Below are 14,980 nucleotides of genomic sequence, written 5' to 3' on the forward strand. Positions count from 1 at the left end.
CGGGTTTAACCCTTGATTGATCCAATCAGCACGCCTTTGGCAAAATGCTTCTGGAGAAACGGGTAGACCATCAAAATAGGTACGGTACCAACGACGATGACGGCCATTTTGATCGATTGGTCCGGCGGCTTGACGAAATTCGGGTCCATGGAATTCAGGTCGCCCGCCGCTGCCTGCGACAGCAGCACGATTTGACGGAGAAGCACCTGCAGCGGCCATTTTTCAGGATTGTTGATATAGAGCAGCGCCGCAAAAAAATCATTCCAATGCCCTACTGCATAAAACAGCGTAAAGGTGGCGAGCACCGGCTTCGAAAGCGGGAGCACAATTCTCCAAAGCAAGCCAAGCTCCGTACAGCCGTCGATCTTTGCAGCCTCTTCCAGCCCCGGCGGGAGCTCCTGGAAAAAGTTTTTGACGATGATCAAATTAAACGCGCTGATCGCTCCCGGCAAAATAAGCGCCCAATACGAATCCAGCAGGGAGAGCTCGCGGATGACCAGGTAAGTCGGAATCATCCCGCCGCCGAACAGCATCGAGAAAACAACCAGGTTAAGGACCGCATTCCGTCCCATCAAGCTGCGTCGAGCGAGCGGATAAGCCATCGTAAAGGTGAAAAACAAATTGACCGCCGTTCCGATAATCGTAACGTACATCGATACCCCGATGCTTTTCAGAATCGTATTGGTTGAAAAGATAAACTCGTAGGCTGCTATAGAGAATGTTTCCGGTATGAGGAATACCGCGCGTTTCGTGAGCTCCGCATCCGTTGCAAAGGAGCCGGAAATGACATAAATAAACGGCAGAATCGCCGCAATGGCGAACAAGCCCAAAAAGAGATAGTTAACTACGTCAAAAATCGTACCCGAAACCGTTCGATAGGTTTTCGCCACAAGCCTTCCCCCTCTCTCCGGGCCCTTTAATAGAGTCCGGATTGTCCGAATTTTTTCGCCAAATAGTTGCTTCCAAGCACGAGAATGACGCCGATAATCGATTTGAACAAACCAACCGCCGTACTGTAGCTGAAAGCCCCCTGCGTAATCCCCATCATATAGACGTAAGTATCGAATACCTCGGCAACCTCGCGGTTGAGCGGGTTAAGCAGCAGATAAATCTGCTCAAAGCCGTTCTCAAGCACGTTACCCATCCGAAGGATGAGCAATATGATAATCGTGCTGCTGATTGACGGCAGCGTAATATGCCAGATTTGCTTCCAGCGGTTAGCCCCGTCCATGATCGCCGCTTCATATTGCTCGACATCGACGGCTGCGAGCGCTGCGAGGAATATAATCGTTCCCCAGCCGCATTCCTTCCATATCGTCTGCAAAATGATAATCGGACGGAACCAATCCGGACTCGCCAAAAATTCGATTTTTTGGCCCGTATACGCATAAATCAGTTCGTTGACCGGACCGCCAGCCGTGGTCAAAAATACATAAGTCATACTGGCTACGATAACCATGGAAATAAAATGCGGCACGTAAATCATCGTTTGAACCGAGCGTTTGAAGAAAGCGATCCTCACCTCATTCAGCAATATCGCTAAAATGATGGGCGCCGGGAAGAAAAACAATAAATTATAAAAGGATAGGAGCAGCGTATTGCGCAGCAGCATGAAGAACTCAGGGTTCGAGAAAAACAACCGGAAATGCTCCACGCCCACCCATTCGCTGTTCCAGAAGCCTGTATAAGGCTGATAGTTTTTGAAGGCGAGCAGCACGCCCCACATTGGAACATATTTGAATAGCAAAAAATACAGCAAGCCTGGCAGAAGCAGAAAATAAAGCCACTTGTCCTTTTGCAGCCTGCGCAGCACGTTCGGCCGATAGCCGGAAGATGGCTTGTTTACATTTGGGGCTGCAACCTGCTTCATAATCGTTCACCTCCGGATGTCGTTCATCGCCTCGTCGGCGGTGTACACCCATTATGCAAAGTTCGGTCGTTTTCCGGCAATCAGACATTTTGGCGCCCGGTTTATAAGGACTTTTGCGATGCAATGCAAGAAAGTGCAAAGCCGGCAAAACTATCTTAATGCCCATGTCAGGCAAGCCAATAAAGTCTGATTGCAGGTAATCCCCACGTTTCTTACAGTAGTAAAAATGAGAGGGAGAGGATGGTCGGCATGCGGAGTAAAAAACTTTATCACGGGGCTGCGTGGTACCCGGAGCTCTGGGAGCAGGATGTGCTGGAGCAGGATATGGACCAAATGCTTGCGGCAGGCATCAATGTCGTTCGGATCGGAGAATTTGCTTGGTCGACCCTGGAACCAACAGAAGGAAAGATAGACCTCAGCTTATTTGTCTCTACCATTCAGCGGCTTTACGAAAAAGGCATTGAAACCATCATGTGCACGCCAACAGCCACGCCGCCCATCTGGCTGTCGCATGGCCACCCGGAACGCATGTATGTAAATGAACGCGGGGAAACGATGGGACACGGCTCCAGGCAGCATGCCTGCACGAATAATGCTTATTTTCGCAAGAGAAGCTCTATCATCACGGAGCATATCGCGCGGGCGGTCGGTTCGCTGCCCGGGCTCATCGGCTGGCAGCTGGATAATGAATTCAAAGCGCATGTGTCCGAATGTATGTGCCTTAGCTGCCTTGGGCTGTGGCATCGCTGGCTGGAGAAACGGTATGGCGATATCGAGGATTTGAACGATGCTTGGGGAACGCAAATTTGGAGCGAGCGCTATACGGCGTTCGAGGAAATTCCGCAGCCCGGCCCTGTCCCTTTTCTGCATCATTCCTCGCTTAAGACGATGTATCAGCTCTTTTCGATGGAAGGGATTGCAGATTTCGCCAAGGAGCAGGCCGATATCATCAGGCAATATTCAAATGAGCCGATTACGCATAACAGCAGCATCGCCTTTCATGTGGATAATGAACAGCTGTTCCGTCATCTGGATTTTGCATCCTATGATACCTATGCATCGGCAGCCCATTTCCCCGCTTATCTGATCAACTGCGATTTGTGGAGAAACGTAAAGCACGGTAAGCCTTACTGGATCATGGAGACGAGCCCCTCTTTCAGCGGTTCCTTGGAGAGCTATGCCGTTCCGCATCCAAGCGGCTACGTCCGGGCAGAAGCCGTTGCAGCCTACGCGCTTGGCGCGGGCGGCTTTTGTTATTGGCTGTGGAGACAGCAGCGCGCGGGGTGCGAGCAATTGCACGGTTCCGTATTAAGCGCATGGGGCAAACCGGCCATCGGCTACCCGAACGTGCTGGAGGTGACCCAAGCCAAAAACGAGCTGGAGGCTATTTTGCTGGCGAGCGAGCCGATCCAGGCCGAGGTAGCGCTGGGGTTCTCCGACCGAGCGAAAGCCTATTTTAAGACAGAGCCTATGCGTAAACTGAATTACCGGGGATTAATGACCGAGTTTTACACGCGCTTGCTTCATATGGGCATTCATCGCGATTTGCTGACGGAAGGCAACGGCTTAGAGGGCTATCGCGTTCTGCTTACGCCCTTTATGCCGTATGTATCCGCCGATTATATGCAACGGGCTCTCGCTTTCGTCAGGGAAGGCGGAATCTGGATCGCAGGCCCGCTGACGGGAGGAAGAACGGAGCAGCATACGGTTCCAACGGATGCCGCGCTCGGAATGCTGGAGATGGAAGCGGGCGTCGAGACGGTCTACACCTATCCAATGGATGATACCGGGGCGATGGGTCAAGCCTTCGGCTGTACGGCCCCGCTTGGGATGTGGAGCGCTTTATTCGAACCGCGGGAATGGACTGCCAAAGCTGTGGGGTCGGTCGCAGACGGATTAACTCCGGGCGTTGCCTTTCTGACGGAACGGCAATACGGCCGCGGGAAGCTTGTCATGTTGGGCTCGATGCCGCAGGGCGAAAACGGGGATGCCATGCTGAAAAAGCTGATCGGCCGTTATTGCAAAGAAGCCGGGGTCACCCTGCGAACAGATGTGACACCCGGCACGGTCGTAGCACCTAGAAGAGGCGACGGCGTAACGTTCTGGATCGTTATTAATATGAACGGCGCAGGCGGCAGCGTTACGCTTCCGGTCGGAGGAACCGACGCGCTTACAAATACGCATTTGCCGCCTGGCCGGTTAGATATCGGCCGATACGAATACCGGGCCATCCAATTCGAAGGCAGCCTTTAGCAAGGGATCGTCAACGCTTCGTGACAATCGGCTTTTCCAGCGCGTAAAGCTCGTCCTCCAGTGTTTGCATGCGCTCGAGGACCGCTTTGCGCGCATCGTTAATCGCGTGATTGTACAGATGCGGCCCTATTTCTTGTATCATAAAATCAAGCAGCTGCTCCGCTGCGATCGAACCGATCGTCTCTGAACGCTCCAGCTCGAAATAGCGCTGAATGCTCGCGGCCAATTGCTCCTTCTGCTCCTTAGGCAGCTTCATCATTAGCATGCTCTCACTCCTCCAATTGTCCTTGAAGCACCGTCACGGCTTGTCCCGACAAATAAACGCGATCGCCCTCAGGCCTTACTTTTACGACACCGCCGCGCTCTGAGGCTTGGTAGCCGACCAGCTCTTGCTTCCGAAGGCGCTTCGCCCAGTAAGGCGCGAGCGCGCAATGGGCGGATCCCGTAACAGGGTCCTCATCGACTCCGGTGCCAGGATAAAATGCCCGCGATACAAAATCATAAGGCGAGCCTGATGATCGGCTCGTTACGATGACGCCGCGCGCATCCAGCCTTGCAAGCAGTCCAAAATCCGGACGTAAGGTTCGCAGCGTCTCTTCGCTGTCTACCTCAACGAAAAAATCCATCCGGTTTCTGCCAACATAACGCGGAATGAGTCCAAGGCCTTGAACGAGCTCCTCTGGCGCAACTGCGGCCTCCGGCGGCTCGGCAGGAAAATCCATCTCGATCCCATCACCGCCGAGTTTTGCCGTCAGAAGTCCGCTTTTCGTCATGAAACGTGCCGGCTCCCCGTGAGGCAATCTGCCAGATTCCCATAAAATATGCGCTGTCGCAAGTGTAGCATGACCGCATAAATCCACCTCTACGGTCGGCGTAAACCAGCGGAGGCCATAGCTCTCTTCACCTGAAACCACAAAAGCCGTTTCCGATAGATTCATTTCCGCAGCTACCTGCTGCATCCAGCTTTCTGACTGCGGCTGCTCCAAGAAACAGATTGCAGCCGGATTTCCTTTGAAGCGTTCCTTGGTAAAAGCATCTACGATATATAAGGGGAAGCCCATTCTTTATCCCATCCTTTCTTCATCCACAGGTATCCAAAACCGGCCAGTACTGCGCCATAAATAAGATGGCCTGTTATCCACCAAAGCAAAGCAGCAGTATCAGCCGAGGATGGCACTCGCTCCGAAAGCTGTGTCAAAGGTATCCAGGTACAGCAAGCAATGGCTAGGCTCATTCCCAATCCGAGTCCGAGCGGAGATTTCCAAATCCGCAGCAAAACCAAAAAAAGAATGCCCAGCGGCAGGGCAACCATCAAATGCAGGGAAAATTCCGCCAACTCGGTCATTGGATGCGGCAGCCATTGTATAAAATCTACATTCAAAAGTAGCACATAGACTGCCGTTCCAGATAGGTTGCCTAACAGCTTCATTGCAAGGCCAAGAGCCGTTCCGCTTATTAAGCCGGCTAACAGCCCAAATCGCAGCAACGGAATCCTAGGTCTTTTTTGCGTATGTATACCATCCTTACCCAACCATCCATTCACGGCGTCAACCTCTCGCTTCCTCAAACAAAAAATGCCTGCCTTCGCAAAATGAGGGGTATCGAATGTCAGCCATTCCATACGCCTTTCATTTGCGCGCAAGCACTTCATATAGGTTATCCTTTGAGCGGAATGAGCAGTTCGACCGGCTCTTCCTCCAAATGATGCTCGTCAATATAAAATATTTCCAGAGATACCGCATTTTCCTGCTTCTCTAGCTGCATCTCATTGATCCAAGCATGCAGCAGCTCATATCCTTCGCCTATTCTTTTGTTCGAGGAGGCGACCATCGCGTAACGATGCTCGGGGATGGTGAACTGAACCATGCCTGGCGGAACTTCCTCCAGATGCTGGACCTCGCAGCATGCCCAGTAGGTGGCAAACACTTCATTTCCGAAATACGGACTGTACAGCACCGTAGATTTGACTGAGTCGTTCAGCTCATGCTTGCGTGTCAAAAACTCGGTTTGCAGCCTGATCGCTTCATCCGGAAAGGTTGAATACGGACCGCAATAGCTAATTCCCGCCAAATGCAGCGCAGGCTTTGTTACGATTGAGCAGTTTTCCACGCGATTTCCTCCTTCGGTTGTATCAGGACTTGTGCGCTAGGATGAGCTTTCTCTGCTCATAGTGTATCATGTTTTGCAAGGATATGGATAGTTGTTTACATTTTAATCATCCTTTGTGCCAAAATTGGCTTCTTGCTAAATAGAGCTTATTCCACTTCCAACCGTTTCATGAATTCTTCTACGGCGCTGTAGCCCTGCTGCTTCAAGTACCAATTGTTCGCTGCCGCTTCGATCAAACCCGCAACGTCCCTTCCCGGCTGAAGCTGAATTTCGATATGCGGTATTTGCACGCCCATATATTCCGTGAACTTAGGCTCGAGCTCCAAATCATTGTTCAGCTCATTGTCCCGCCACTTGGTGAGCTCGATATCCAGCACGATTCTCGTCTCATCCTGGAAGGCTTGCCTGCCGTATAGTCTTACGACATTTATCAGCCCGATGCTGCGCAGGGCAAGAAACTCCTTCGTCGTCTCGTTATGCGTGCCCAGCAGCGTCCGCGAGCTTAGCTTCTTCAGCACGACGATATCATCCGCAACCAATCTGGAGCCCCGCCGAATCAAGGTATGCGCCGTTTCGCTCTTTCCGATGCCCGATTTGCCGCGGAGCAAAATACCGATGCCCGACACGTTCAAGCAGATGCCGTGAATGGAAATTTCCGGTGCCAGCGTCTTTAGGAGATACGCATCCAGCATGCCTAGAAACTGCGCCGTCACAACCTTTGTCCGCAGCAGCGGGATGCCTTCCTGATCGCAATATTTGGTCAAATACTTCAATCCTTCTTTGCCAGCGGTAACAACGAAACACGGCGGATGATATTTGACGATATTGCCTATATGATGATTTCGCTCAGCCTCGCTTAAGCTATGTAAATACGTAATTTCCTTCTTGCCCAAAATTTGAATATGCTCCTGCGGGAAAAAATCGAAATAACCGACAAACTCGAGACCTGGACGGTAGGCTCTTGCCTTAACAATCTGCCGATCCAGCTGGTCGACTCCCGCCAGTACCTCTAATGAAAATTGCGCCGCAAGCTCTCGGATCGCTATGGATTTCAAGGCGCAGCCCCCTTTGCTTTTATGATCTCCGTTCGTTATAGCTTACCACATTTGATAGCTTTTCCCTTCCGCTGTAACCAAATCGTCATCATCTAAGAACCCGTCGAGCGATAATGCCGAACCCCAAAACGCCATACTAACAGACAAGGGATGATGAAAAGGATGCCGGCAAGCGGTGCCAGCATATACGGCAGCGCATTCCCAGGCGCTTTGCCCAGCAGGTAAAGCAGCGGCAGGTAATTGACGCACCCGAACGGAATAATGAACGTAAAAAAACGTTTTACCCATTTTTGATAAATATTAAGCGGATACTGCGCCATTTCCCGGCCGCCGTCCGTGAATATATTGGCAATCTCCAGCCCTTGAACCGTCCAGAAGCACATTGCCGCAGCCAGCATAAAGATTCCCGTAAAAATAAATACGCCGCTCGCGACCATCAACAGGAGCGTGAGTATTTTGAACACCGTCCAATCGATAGAGAGCCTGCTGACTGCCCAGCTTAAAATCATTACGCTTTGCAGCAGCCTGCCAACGCGGGTGAATTCGAACTTCGAGCCGAGCACCTGAAGCACCGTGCCGCGCGGACGGACGAGCAAGCGGTCAAAATCGCCGTTGCCGACCAAGCTGGAAAACGAATCGAAGCCGCGGGCGAAGCATTCGCTAATGGCAAACGCCATATGAATCACCGAGAAGCAAAGAGCCACCTCGTGGAAGCTCCAGCCCTTGATCTGTCCGAAGCGTTCAAACATGAAATACAAGCCCGCAAATACCGTAAACGGCACAAGAAATTGCCCGAAGGCCAGCAGCCAAAAGGAGGTTCTGTATTGCATTTGCGATTTGAATAGGATACCGATATATTTTCCATACAAACTCATTTGGGCTACCCTCCTTGTACGACGACTTTGTTTAATGCTTTGGCCATCGCGAATCTGCCAAGGCTTAACAAAGCAACGAACCATACGAGCTGGATGCCGATACCGATCAGCGCTTCTTCCTTGGAGATATGACCGGAATAGACGCGGAAAGGAAAGTCTGCGGTCCAGCGGAACGGCAGCACGTAGACAATGTTTTGAAGCCAAGAAGGCATAAGCGGCACCGGGATGACCATGCCAGCCAGAAACTCCCCGATGACGCCGAACATGAGAAGCGAGCCGGCTGGACTCAGCGTCACGAATACGGAGATATACATCAGCATGGAAAGCGTAACGATCATGAGCAGCCCGAGCAGCAATGCAATGATAAATAAAACGAAAGCCGCGGGGTCTGATGGGAGCGGCATCCGGTAAGGCTGCGGCAAGAAGAAGGCAACCGCCAAAATGGGAAGGCTCCGCAAAAGCGCGCTCGCTAGCCGCTGCGCAAGAAGCTTGGCATACCACAAGCCGTAGATTCCATTCGGCCTGCAAAGCTCATAGGCAATGTTGCCCGTCGTTATCAGTTGGAACAGCTCGTTATCACGGAACCATAACATGACAAAGGCCAAAAAAGCCTGCTGCAGCCATACGTAGGTAATAAGCTGCGACAGTGAAATCGGAGTTTGGACGGCAGTGTTGCTGTAGAACGCTTCAAATACCATAATGATGACGAAGCCCCAGAAAAATTGCGTTGCGACCCCCGCAAGCGCGGCGGTTCGGTATTGCAATCCGTTCTTCAGCCGCAGCTTGAAAACCGAGACGTAGGCCCGCATTATATTTGATGCTCCTTATACAGCTCTACGATCATGTCTTCAATGGGCAGCGTGTCGATCGTGACGTCAAGCAGATCAACCTGCTCCGACAAATGGATCAATATCTCGCTTATGACGATCTCTGCCGTATCGACGCGCAGCACGGCCCGCTCGGGCGACCAGGACTCCACCACCGCTCCGTCCAACCGCAAGGGCTCCGGATGGTGATTGTACACGACCGTCATTGTTTTATGCGTGCCGAATTGATTGCGTATCGCACTTAGGCTGCCGTCATACAGCAGCTTTCCCTTGCCAATGAGAATGATTCGATTCGCCAGCGCTTCGATATCGTTCATGTCATGCGTCGTCAAAATAACGGTAACGCCTTTTTCTTCGTTTATTGTCCGGATGAAGCGGCGAACGGCTATCTTGGATACCGCGTCCAAACCGATGGTCGGCTCGTCCAGGAACAGCACGCTTGGACTATGCAGCAAGGAAGCCGCAATTTCGCAGCGCATCCGCTGTCCAAGACTTAGCTGCCTAACCGGCATTTGTATAATTTCCTGCAGCTCCAGCGTCTCCGTAAGCAAAGCCAGCGTGCTTCTATATTCCTGTTCGGGCACCTTATAAATATCCCTGAGCAGGTCGAACGAATCGATGACCGGAACATCCCACCACAGCTGGGAACGTTGGCCGAATACCACCCCGATATTTTTCACATAGGCAACCCGGTCCTTCCAAGGCGTATACCCCATAACCGTACAAGTGCCGCTGTCCGGAACGAGTATCCCGCTCATGACTTTAATCGTCGTGGATTTCCCCGCGCCGTTCGGACCGATATATCCGACGATCTCGCCCGGCTCAATCGTGAAGGAAATATCGTTAAGCGCTTCCACGATTTTGTATTCCCTTCTGAATAATGCTTTCACTGCTTGTTTAACGCCCGACGAGCGTTTTGCAACCTGGTAGACTTTGCTTAAACCATGGACTTTTATCACGCCTGTTACCTCCGCACAAGATTTGAGAGGGAAATATTAACATCAAACCTATGTTGTGTCAATCCTTTTTCCAACACATACTACCCGGAAAAGAAACTGGAAGGGAGTGATCATTTTGGATAACAAAAACGATAAAAATAACTATCAACCCGACATTACGAACTATGACTATGTTTGGGGAAGCGACCAGGATCAATACGTGAAAGAAAAGCAACCGGCTGAAGAGTCTGCCAAGCAAGCTGCCGACCAGGAGCAGGAATAAGCAGAACCCCCGCAGCTACAAGCTTTCTTGTAGACGCGGGGGTTCTTTTTTTAGAACGATAGGAGCGACGATTACGGGCAGCAGGTTAAGTCAGACGGGATGCAGCAAGCGAATAAAAAGACCGCCGACGACGGAGCGATTCTGAAAGTTCAGCTGCTCGCCCGTTAACGTATCATACCAATCGGTCATGGGGACACGGCTGGGCGATTCATTCAAGAAATGCAAAATCGGATGAATCATCTGTTCAAAATCCGCTTTGGACTTCGCCAAGGATGCGCACCACACGAGCCAATCCAGCTTTGTATACGTGTTTCTGCTATCGAGCGGGGTACCATACTTATTTTGATTGGCGATATAATGGCGAAGCTCTTCATCGATTATTTTCTCAGGAAACAGGTTAAGCCCAAGAAGGCGGTCCCAAACCAGATTATACTTTAGACTCCAGGTTTCAGGCGTACTGTCAAAGGTTAGCTTGTAATGACCGCCCGCGTTCGCCATGCTCGACCAATTAAGAGCCATTTCTTCAGCCGCTTCATAATAAACGTCCCCATCTTTCTCCCCTAGCATTTTGCATAAGAGGGAATAGGCGCCGATCCCGATGATCGCTTTCACGGAAAGGTTGGTATTATGCGCCAAATGGCCGGCAAAATCATCTGTGCACAATTGATTCTCCGGATCCATTCCGTTTTCTTTTAAATAACCGGCCCATTTTGTCAAAAGGCTCCAATGTTCTTTCGCAAAACCCGCGTCCTTCTCATACAAACAAACCGCAGCGGCCATAATGAGCATATTCCCGCATTCTTCGATCGGCATCTGGTTTTCCGGCTCATTCTCGCCGTATACTTGGCCGTTCGCTTTCGGGTAACAGCCCACGTCATGCGGCGCAAAATTAAACTTCCAAGCCTCGCTGTCCGCATATCTGAATATCGGTCTCATCATGCCTTTAACCAGTTCGGTATTATAGAGCAAAAATAACGGGATTGAAGGATAACTGACATCCACGGTTGCGATACAACCGTTGCTGAAGTTTTCTTTGGAGAAAAACAAAATATCTCCGTTCTCATCACTGACCAGCTTATGCGCCGCAATGGATTGCCGGTATGCAAGCGCCAGCAAATTCGTATAACTGTCGCCGCCCGCATCTCCGCTCTCAGCCGCCAGCTTCCGGTTAAATGTTTCGCATCTCGACTGGATCTCTTCGTATTGCTCTACGGCCAAGACCAACATTTCCTCGAACGTCATCCCTATCCTGCGCCAATAAGCATCCAATCTCTTGCCAAAATATTCGATCGACTGAAGGTCATCGTATGCAGCGATCACGTATTGCGAAGCTTGCCGTTCACTTACCTGGTTGAAATCCAATACGGCAGCCATAACAGGCGTATCTTCCGCTGCGGGACGCGGATGGGATTGCTCGTCTTGCTGCGGCAGGCGTCCGGTTTCCACAAACTGCTTTCTCACCTTGTAAGAATGAATCGCGGTTTCAAGACTGCCCGTTTGAGGCGCTGCCAAATATACGTAGCCCCAATCGATCCTCGTATCGTCTCCGGTACGCGCTAAAACCGGCTGTTCGAGGGTACCCATACGCATGGCAGCGATTTTTCCATTGATGGTTTGGCGCGACCAGATGACCGCTTGCTCCGTCGTATTCACGCATAATTCAGCGGATATATCGACATAGATTTGGACATCATGCGGCCTGCCGTCTATCGAACGAACACGGAACGTCATGTAGGAAACCGGTCTTGATAATACATCCAAATCATCAAGAAGCAGCGGGGTAACAAATACCGCCTCCAGCTCAATGCCGTCCGCTTCAAACGTGTACGTGCTGGTTAAAGCTTCAACCTTCAAGCTTGTTTGCTGCATTGCTGCCGGTTCATCATCATTAGTATCATCAGACAGCTCGAGCTTCCCCATAAAAATGCTTGGCTTGCCATCGATTCGGATGAATCCGGCCATGCTGTTGCGTTTGTTGGTCCAATGCTTCGTATGGTCATCGAAGAGCTGATCCGCCGCCGACCAGACGCTGAAGTAAGGATCTACCGTAATGAGCGGTACGGAGGGTGGCCTAAAAGGGTGGGACATTGTAAACATCTCCTCTGTCTGCATAATTAAAGGGAGAGCGGAACCGCTCCCCCAACAGCCCAAATCAGTTCGGCATCTGCATCAAAACGACTTCTTTGCCTTTCAGGCTGTCATTCGTAAACTTCATTGCCTCTTCGTATCCGGTTTTTCGCATTTGATCGCGAAGCTCATTCAAAATTTTCAGCGCCGCTTCATCCGATTTCGCGTACACCGCTTCTTTCCATGCATCGCCTGTTTTGTCCATCGAAGGCTTCAGCATCTCCCACTGCTCGGACTTGATGATAACATCTCCCGGATTATAGGCGGTAATCACCTTGATGCCGTCCGGACGCAAAATTTTACGGGCATTATCCATTGCGGCAATCCGTTCTTGATCCAGCCAGATATCGCCGCCTGCCACGGAATTAATGCGATCCATCCCCGACATGGAATTGAAACCGATATCGATTCCTTCATTTTTGCGCGCGAGCAGTTTACCCGAGGTATCAGCCGCAAATTTATCGAACCATTCCTTCTTCGCTGTCGGCTTGCCGTTCTCCATATCCCAGTGCACGCCTTGAACGCCGTAACGAACGAGCATGAAGCCCTCATCGGAAGCGAGATAATCCAGAAGACGCAGCGCGGCGTCCACGTCTTTGCACGCTTTCGTAATCGCCGTTACGTTATTGCCTTGAATTCCCAGATCGACCGGACGGTTAGGCTCCGCGCCTGCCCGCTCCAATGGACCTACAGGCACGTAGTCGCTGCCCGGATTCGCCTTGACGTATTCCTTGGTGGCATCAAGAATAGCGGGGTAATGAGCGGCAAGAACCGCGACGCGTCCCTGCAATATTTTCTCTTTCGCAATCGGATCCGTTTGGGTGAACGCTTCCGCATCCAACAGCCCTTCGGACAGCAGCTTGCGATAATACAACGTATACTCGTCATACCCTTTGGAGAAGAAGCTGTTCTCGAGTGTGCCGTCGCCTTTGTCGACATAGCCGGCGCCGCCATAAAACATCGTATTGGCGATGCCCACGGCCCAGCCGTTACTGAATCCCCCGAGCGGAATAACCGGCTGGCCGTTTGCCTGCAGGTTCGCATCTTGGATCTTCTTCAGAAATTGATAAAAGTCGTCTTTCGTTTTGACGGATTGCGGGTCGACGCCGATAGCCGCCGCGATATCCTTGCGCACGTAGAAACCGTACAGCCAATCCGTGCCGTCCTTATCCGTAGCAGGTTGGTTCTGAAGCAGCAAATATTTCTTGCCGTCATATGCATCGATACCTTTCTCGTACAATGCAGGCGGCACGTTCTCTTTGGCGATCGACTTCGCCAGGTTCGGATATTTGTCCAGCTTATCCGAAAGGTCGACCAGTTGATCTTCCTTAGCCGCTTTAATCATGCCGTCAAGCTCACCGCCCCATGCCGGACCCGTATAAATATCCGGCAGGTCCTGCGTAGCGAAGATCGCATTCACCTTCTCGGTTTCGCTGCCTGTCGTATATTCCCATTCCACGGTGACCCCGGTCTTCTCTTTGATGACTTTCTCCACAGGTGTCATGTCCACCTCCGCTCCCGAGGAACCGTTCCAGTTATGAAGGACTTTCAGCGTGACTTCCTTCGTTCCCGTAGTGCCCCCGTTAGCACCCTCGTTTTCGGATTCCTCCTTGTTCATGCAGCCTGCCAAAACGCCGGTAAATAGTGCCGCTGCCAGCAAAACCTTTGCCCCTTTGTACCAAATCTTCTTCATATTAACCCTCCATTTCGAGTTATGTTATATGATAAAGTCCTTGGAGCGGACCGTTATCCTTTAACCGAGCCGATCATGACACCCTTTACGAAATACCGCTGCAAGAACGGATAGATGCAAAGGATCGGGAAAACGGTAATAACGAGCAGTGCCATCCGCAGCGATTCCGGCGTGGATCCGGCAGCGCTGCCGCTGATGGTCTGGCCGCCCTGCTGCGCCGATCGCTGCATCGAAGAAGATAAAGCCTCTGCTTGCGTCAGCATCTCCTGCAGCAGCGTTTGTACGGGAATCAAATCTTTATCCGACACGTAGTAGGCGCCCGTAAACCAGTCGTTCCAGTGGGCGACGCCGATAAATAACGAGATCGTCGCCAGCACCGGACCCGAAAGCGGCAAAATGATTCGCATGAAAATCTGAAAATCACCGTACCCGTCAATCCGCGCCGACTCCTCCAGCTCCTCGGGTATTCCTTGCAAGAAGGTTCGAATGATGACAATGTGCATAAAGTTAAACAGCATTGGAATGACGTACACCCAGAAGGTGTTGATCAAATGAAGCTTTTGAAGGGTGATAAAAAACGGAATGAAACCCGCGCTGAAGATGGTCGGCAGGAAAATATAGAAAGCGAAAAACGATCTCCCCGGCAGCGACTTTTTGGACAAGGCGTACGCCATCAACGTACTTAGCCCCACATGCAGGAAAGTGCCTAGAAGCGTCCGCATCAACGTGATTTTGTATGCCTTCCAAATGCGGGCGTTGTCAAACACCTCCGCATAATTATCCAGCGTGAGTTTGCGCGGCAGGAAATATAAGGCGCCGAGCATCGAGTCTTTCCCGTCGTTCAACGAGTAAACGAGAATGTAAATGAACGGGTAAATCATCGAAAATCCGACCAAAGCCAGAAAAATATAGTTGCATAGCGTGAAAATGGACAAATGGCGTTTCATCTC

15 protein-coding genes are annotated in these 14,980 nt (G+C 51.2%); 2 read left to right on the forward strand and 13 right to left on the reverse strand.

All coding sequences use genetic code 11. The annotated features are described in order from the left end of the window. Window positions 1-5 precede the first annotated feature (5 nt). Together MRBLPE1_RS03170 and MRBLPE1_RS03175 are read right to left on the reverse strand one after the other, a co-directional pair. Entirely contained in the window at window positions 6-890 is an 885-nt protein-coding gene (locus tag MRBLPE1_RS03170; RefSeq protein ID WP_364141421.1) for a carbohydrate ABC transporter permease, read from the reverse strand. 26 nt (window positions 891-916) lie between these two features. Further along, window positions 917-1,870, reverse strand: coding sequence for an ABC transporter permease (locus MRBLPE1_RS03175; protein WP_364141423.1), 954 nt, complete (start codon window positions 1,868-1,870; stop codon window positions 917-919). A gap of 249 nt (window positions 1,871-2,119) precedes the next feature. Here MRBLPE1_RS03175 and MRBLPE1_RS03180 point away from each other — a divergent pair, with 249 nt between their 5' ends. Further along, window positions 2,120-4,123 carry a beta-galactosidase gene (locus tag MRBLPE1_RS03180; protein WP_364141426.1) on the forward strand — a complete coding sequence of 668 codons (2,004 nt, stop codon included), beginning with the start codon at window positions 2,120-2,122 and terminating at the stop codon, window positions 4,121-4,123. Window positions 4,124-4,133: 10 nt separating this feature from the next. Here MRBLPE1_RS03180 and MRBLPE1_RS03185 read toward each other — a convergent pair whose 3' ends face one another. The 8 genes from MRBLPE1_RS03185 to MRBLPE1_RS03220 form a co-directional block, all read right to left on the reverse strand. Then, window positions 4,134-4,388, reverse strand: coding sequence for a DUF2164 domain-containing protein (locus MRBLPE1_RS03185; protein ID WP_364141428.1), 255 nt, complete (start codon window positions 4,386-4,388; stop codon window positions 4,134-4,136). Window positions 4,389-4,392: 4 nt separating this feature from the next. After that, window positions 4,393-5,184 (reverse strand): PhzF family phenazine biosynthesis protein, encoded by a 792-nt coding sequence (locus MRBLPE1_RS03190; protein ID WP_364141430.1) that lies wholly within the window; start codon window positions 5,182-5,184, stop codon window positions 4,393-4,395. After that, entirely contained in the window at window positions 5,160-5,666 is a 507-nt protein-coding gene (locus tag MRBLPE1_RS03195; RefSeq protein WP_364141432.1) for a hypothetical protein, read from the reverse strand. Before MRBLPE1_RS03195 ends, MRBLPE1_RS03190 begins: the two co-directional genes overlap by 25 nt. A 113-nt stretch (window positions 5,667-5,779) precedes the next feature. After that, complete coding sequence (locus tag MRBLPE1_RS03200) at window positions 5,780-6,232, reverse strand: GyrI-like domain-containing protein (protein WP_364141434.1); 453 nt, start codon at window positions 6,230-6,232, stop codon at window positions 5,780-5,782. Between the two features lie 146 nt (window positions 6,233-6,378). Next, on the reverse strand, window positions 6,379-7,287 hold the full coding sequence (gene hprK, locus MRBLPE1_RS03205) for an HPr(Ser) kinase/phosphatase (RefSeq protein ID WP_364141436.1): 909 nt from the start codon (window positions 7,285-7,287) through the stop codon (window positions 6,379-6,381). A 92-nt stretch (window positions 7,288-7,379) separates the two neighbouring features. Continuing rightward, on the reverse strand, window positions 7,380-8,162 hold the full coding sequence (locus tag MRBLPE1_RS03210; protein WP_364141438.1) for an ABC transporter permease: 783 nt from the start codon (window positions 8,160-8,162) through the stop codon (window positions 7,380-7,382). Between the two features lie 5 nt (window positions 8,163-8,167). Next, window positions 8,168-8,971 carry an ABC transporter permease gene (locus tag MRBLPE1_RS03215; RefSeq protein WP_364141440.1) on the reverse strand — a complete coding sequence of 268 codons (804 nt, stop codon included), beginning with the start codon at window positions 8,969-8,971 and terminating at the stop codon, window positions 8,168-8,170. Next, complete coding sequence (locus MRBLPE1_RS03220; protein ID WP_364141442.1) at window positions 8,971-9,948, reverse strand: ABC transporter ATP-binding protein; 978 nt, start codon at window positions 9,946-9,948, stop codon at window positions 8,971-8,973. Before MRBLPE1_RS03220 ends, MRBLPE1_RS03215 begins: the two co-directional genes overlap by 1 nt. Window positions 9,949-10,063: 115 nt before the next feature. Between MRBLPE1_RS03220 and MRBLPE1_RS03225 the strand changes: the two genes are divergently transcribed. Next, a complete protein-coding gene (locus MRBLPE1_RS03225) occupies window positions 10,064-10,210 on the forward strand; it encodes a hypothetical protein (RefSeq protein ID WP_364141444.1) in 147 nt (48 codons plus the stop codon). A 90-nt stretch (window positions 10,211-10,300) separates the two neighbouring features. Here MRBLPE1_RS03225 and MRBLPE1_RS03230 read toward each other — a convergent pair whose 3' ends face one another. The 3 genes from MRBLPE1_RS03230 to MRBLPE1_RS03240 all read right to left on the reverse strand — a co-directional run bounded on the left by MRBLPE1_RS03230 (window position 10,301) and on the right by MRBLPE1_RS03240 (window position 14,977). Then, on the reverse strand, window positions 10,301-12,298 hold the full coding sequence (locus MRBLPE1_RS03230) for a glutaminase family protein (protein WP_364141446.1): 1,998 nt from the start codon (window positions 12,296-12,298) through the stop codon (window positions 10,301-10,303). Between the two features lie 64 nt (window positions 12,299-12,362). After that, window positions 12,363-14,030 carry an ABC transporter substrate-binding protein gene (locus tag MRBLPE1_RS03235; protein ID WP_364141448.1) on the reverse strand — a complete coding sequence of 556 codons (1,668 nt, stop codon included), beginning with the start codon at window positions 14,028-14,030 and terminating at the stop codon, window positions 12,363-12,365. Between the two features lie 53 nt (window positions 14,031-14,083). Continuing rightward, window positions 14,084-14,977, reverse strand: a complete 894-nt coding sequence (locus tag MRBLPE1_RS03240; RefSeq protein WP_364141449.1) for a carbohydrate ABC transporter permease — start codon at window positions 14,975-14,977, stop codon at window positions 14,084-14,086. Window positions 14,978-14,980: the final 3 nt, after the last annotated feature.

Origin of the sequence: Paenibacillus sp. LPE1-1-1.1 (assembly GCF_040676435.1) — a bacterium.
GTDB lineage: Bacteria > Bacillota > Bacilli > Paenibacillales > Paenibacillaceae > Pristimantibacillus.

Excerpts from the sequence above, each read along its gene's own strand:
- MRBLPE1_RS03215 (WP_364141440.1), bottom strand. The coding sequence starts at position 8,971 with ATGCGGGCCTACGTCTCGGTTTTCAAGCTGCGGCTGAAGAACGGATTG.
- MRBLPE1_RS03175 (WP_364141423.1), bottom strand. The coding sequence starts at position 1,870 with ATGAAGCAGGTTGCAGCCCCAAATGTAAACAAGCCATCTTCCGGCTAT.
- MRBLPE1_RS03185 (WP_364141428.1), bottom strand. The coding sequence starts at position 4,388 with ATGCTAATGATGAAGCTGCCTAAGGAGCAGAAGGAGCAATTGGCCGCG.
- MRBLPE1_RS03180 (WP_364141426.1), top strand. The coding sequence starts at position 2,120 with ATGCGGAGTAAAAAACTTTATCACGGGGCTGCGTGGTACCCGGAGCTC.
- MRBLPE1_RS03230 (WP_364141446.1), bottom strand. The coding sequence starts at position 12,298 with ATGTCCCACCCTTTTAGGCCACCCTCCGTACCGCTCATTACGGTAGAT.
- MRBLPE1_RS03235 (WP_364141448.1), bottom strand. The coding sequence starts at position 14,030 with ATGAAGAAGATTTGGTACAAAGGGGCAAAGGTTTTGCTGGCAGCGGCA.
- MRBLPE1_RS03190 (WP_364141430.1), bottom strand. The coding sequence starts at position 5,184 with ATGGGCTTCCCCTTATATATCGTAGATGCTTTTACCAAGGAACGCTTC.
- MRBLPE1_RS03210 (WP_364141438.1), bottom strand. The coding sequence starts at position 8,162 with ATGAGTTTGTATGGAAAATATATCGGTATCCTATTCAAATCGCAAATG.
- MRBLPE1_RS03240 (WP_364141449.1), bottom strand. The coding sequence starts at position 14,977 with ATGAAACGCCATTTGTCCATTTTCACGCTATGCAACTATATTTTTCTG.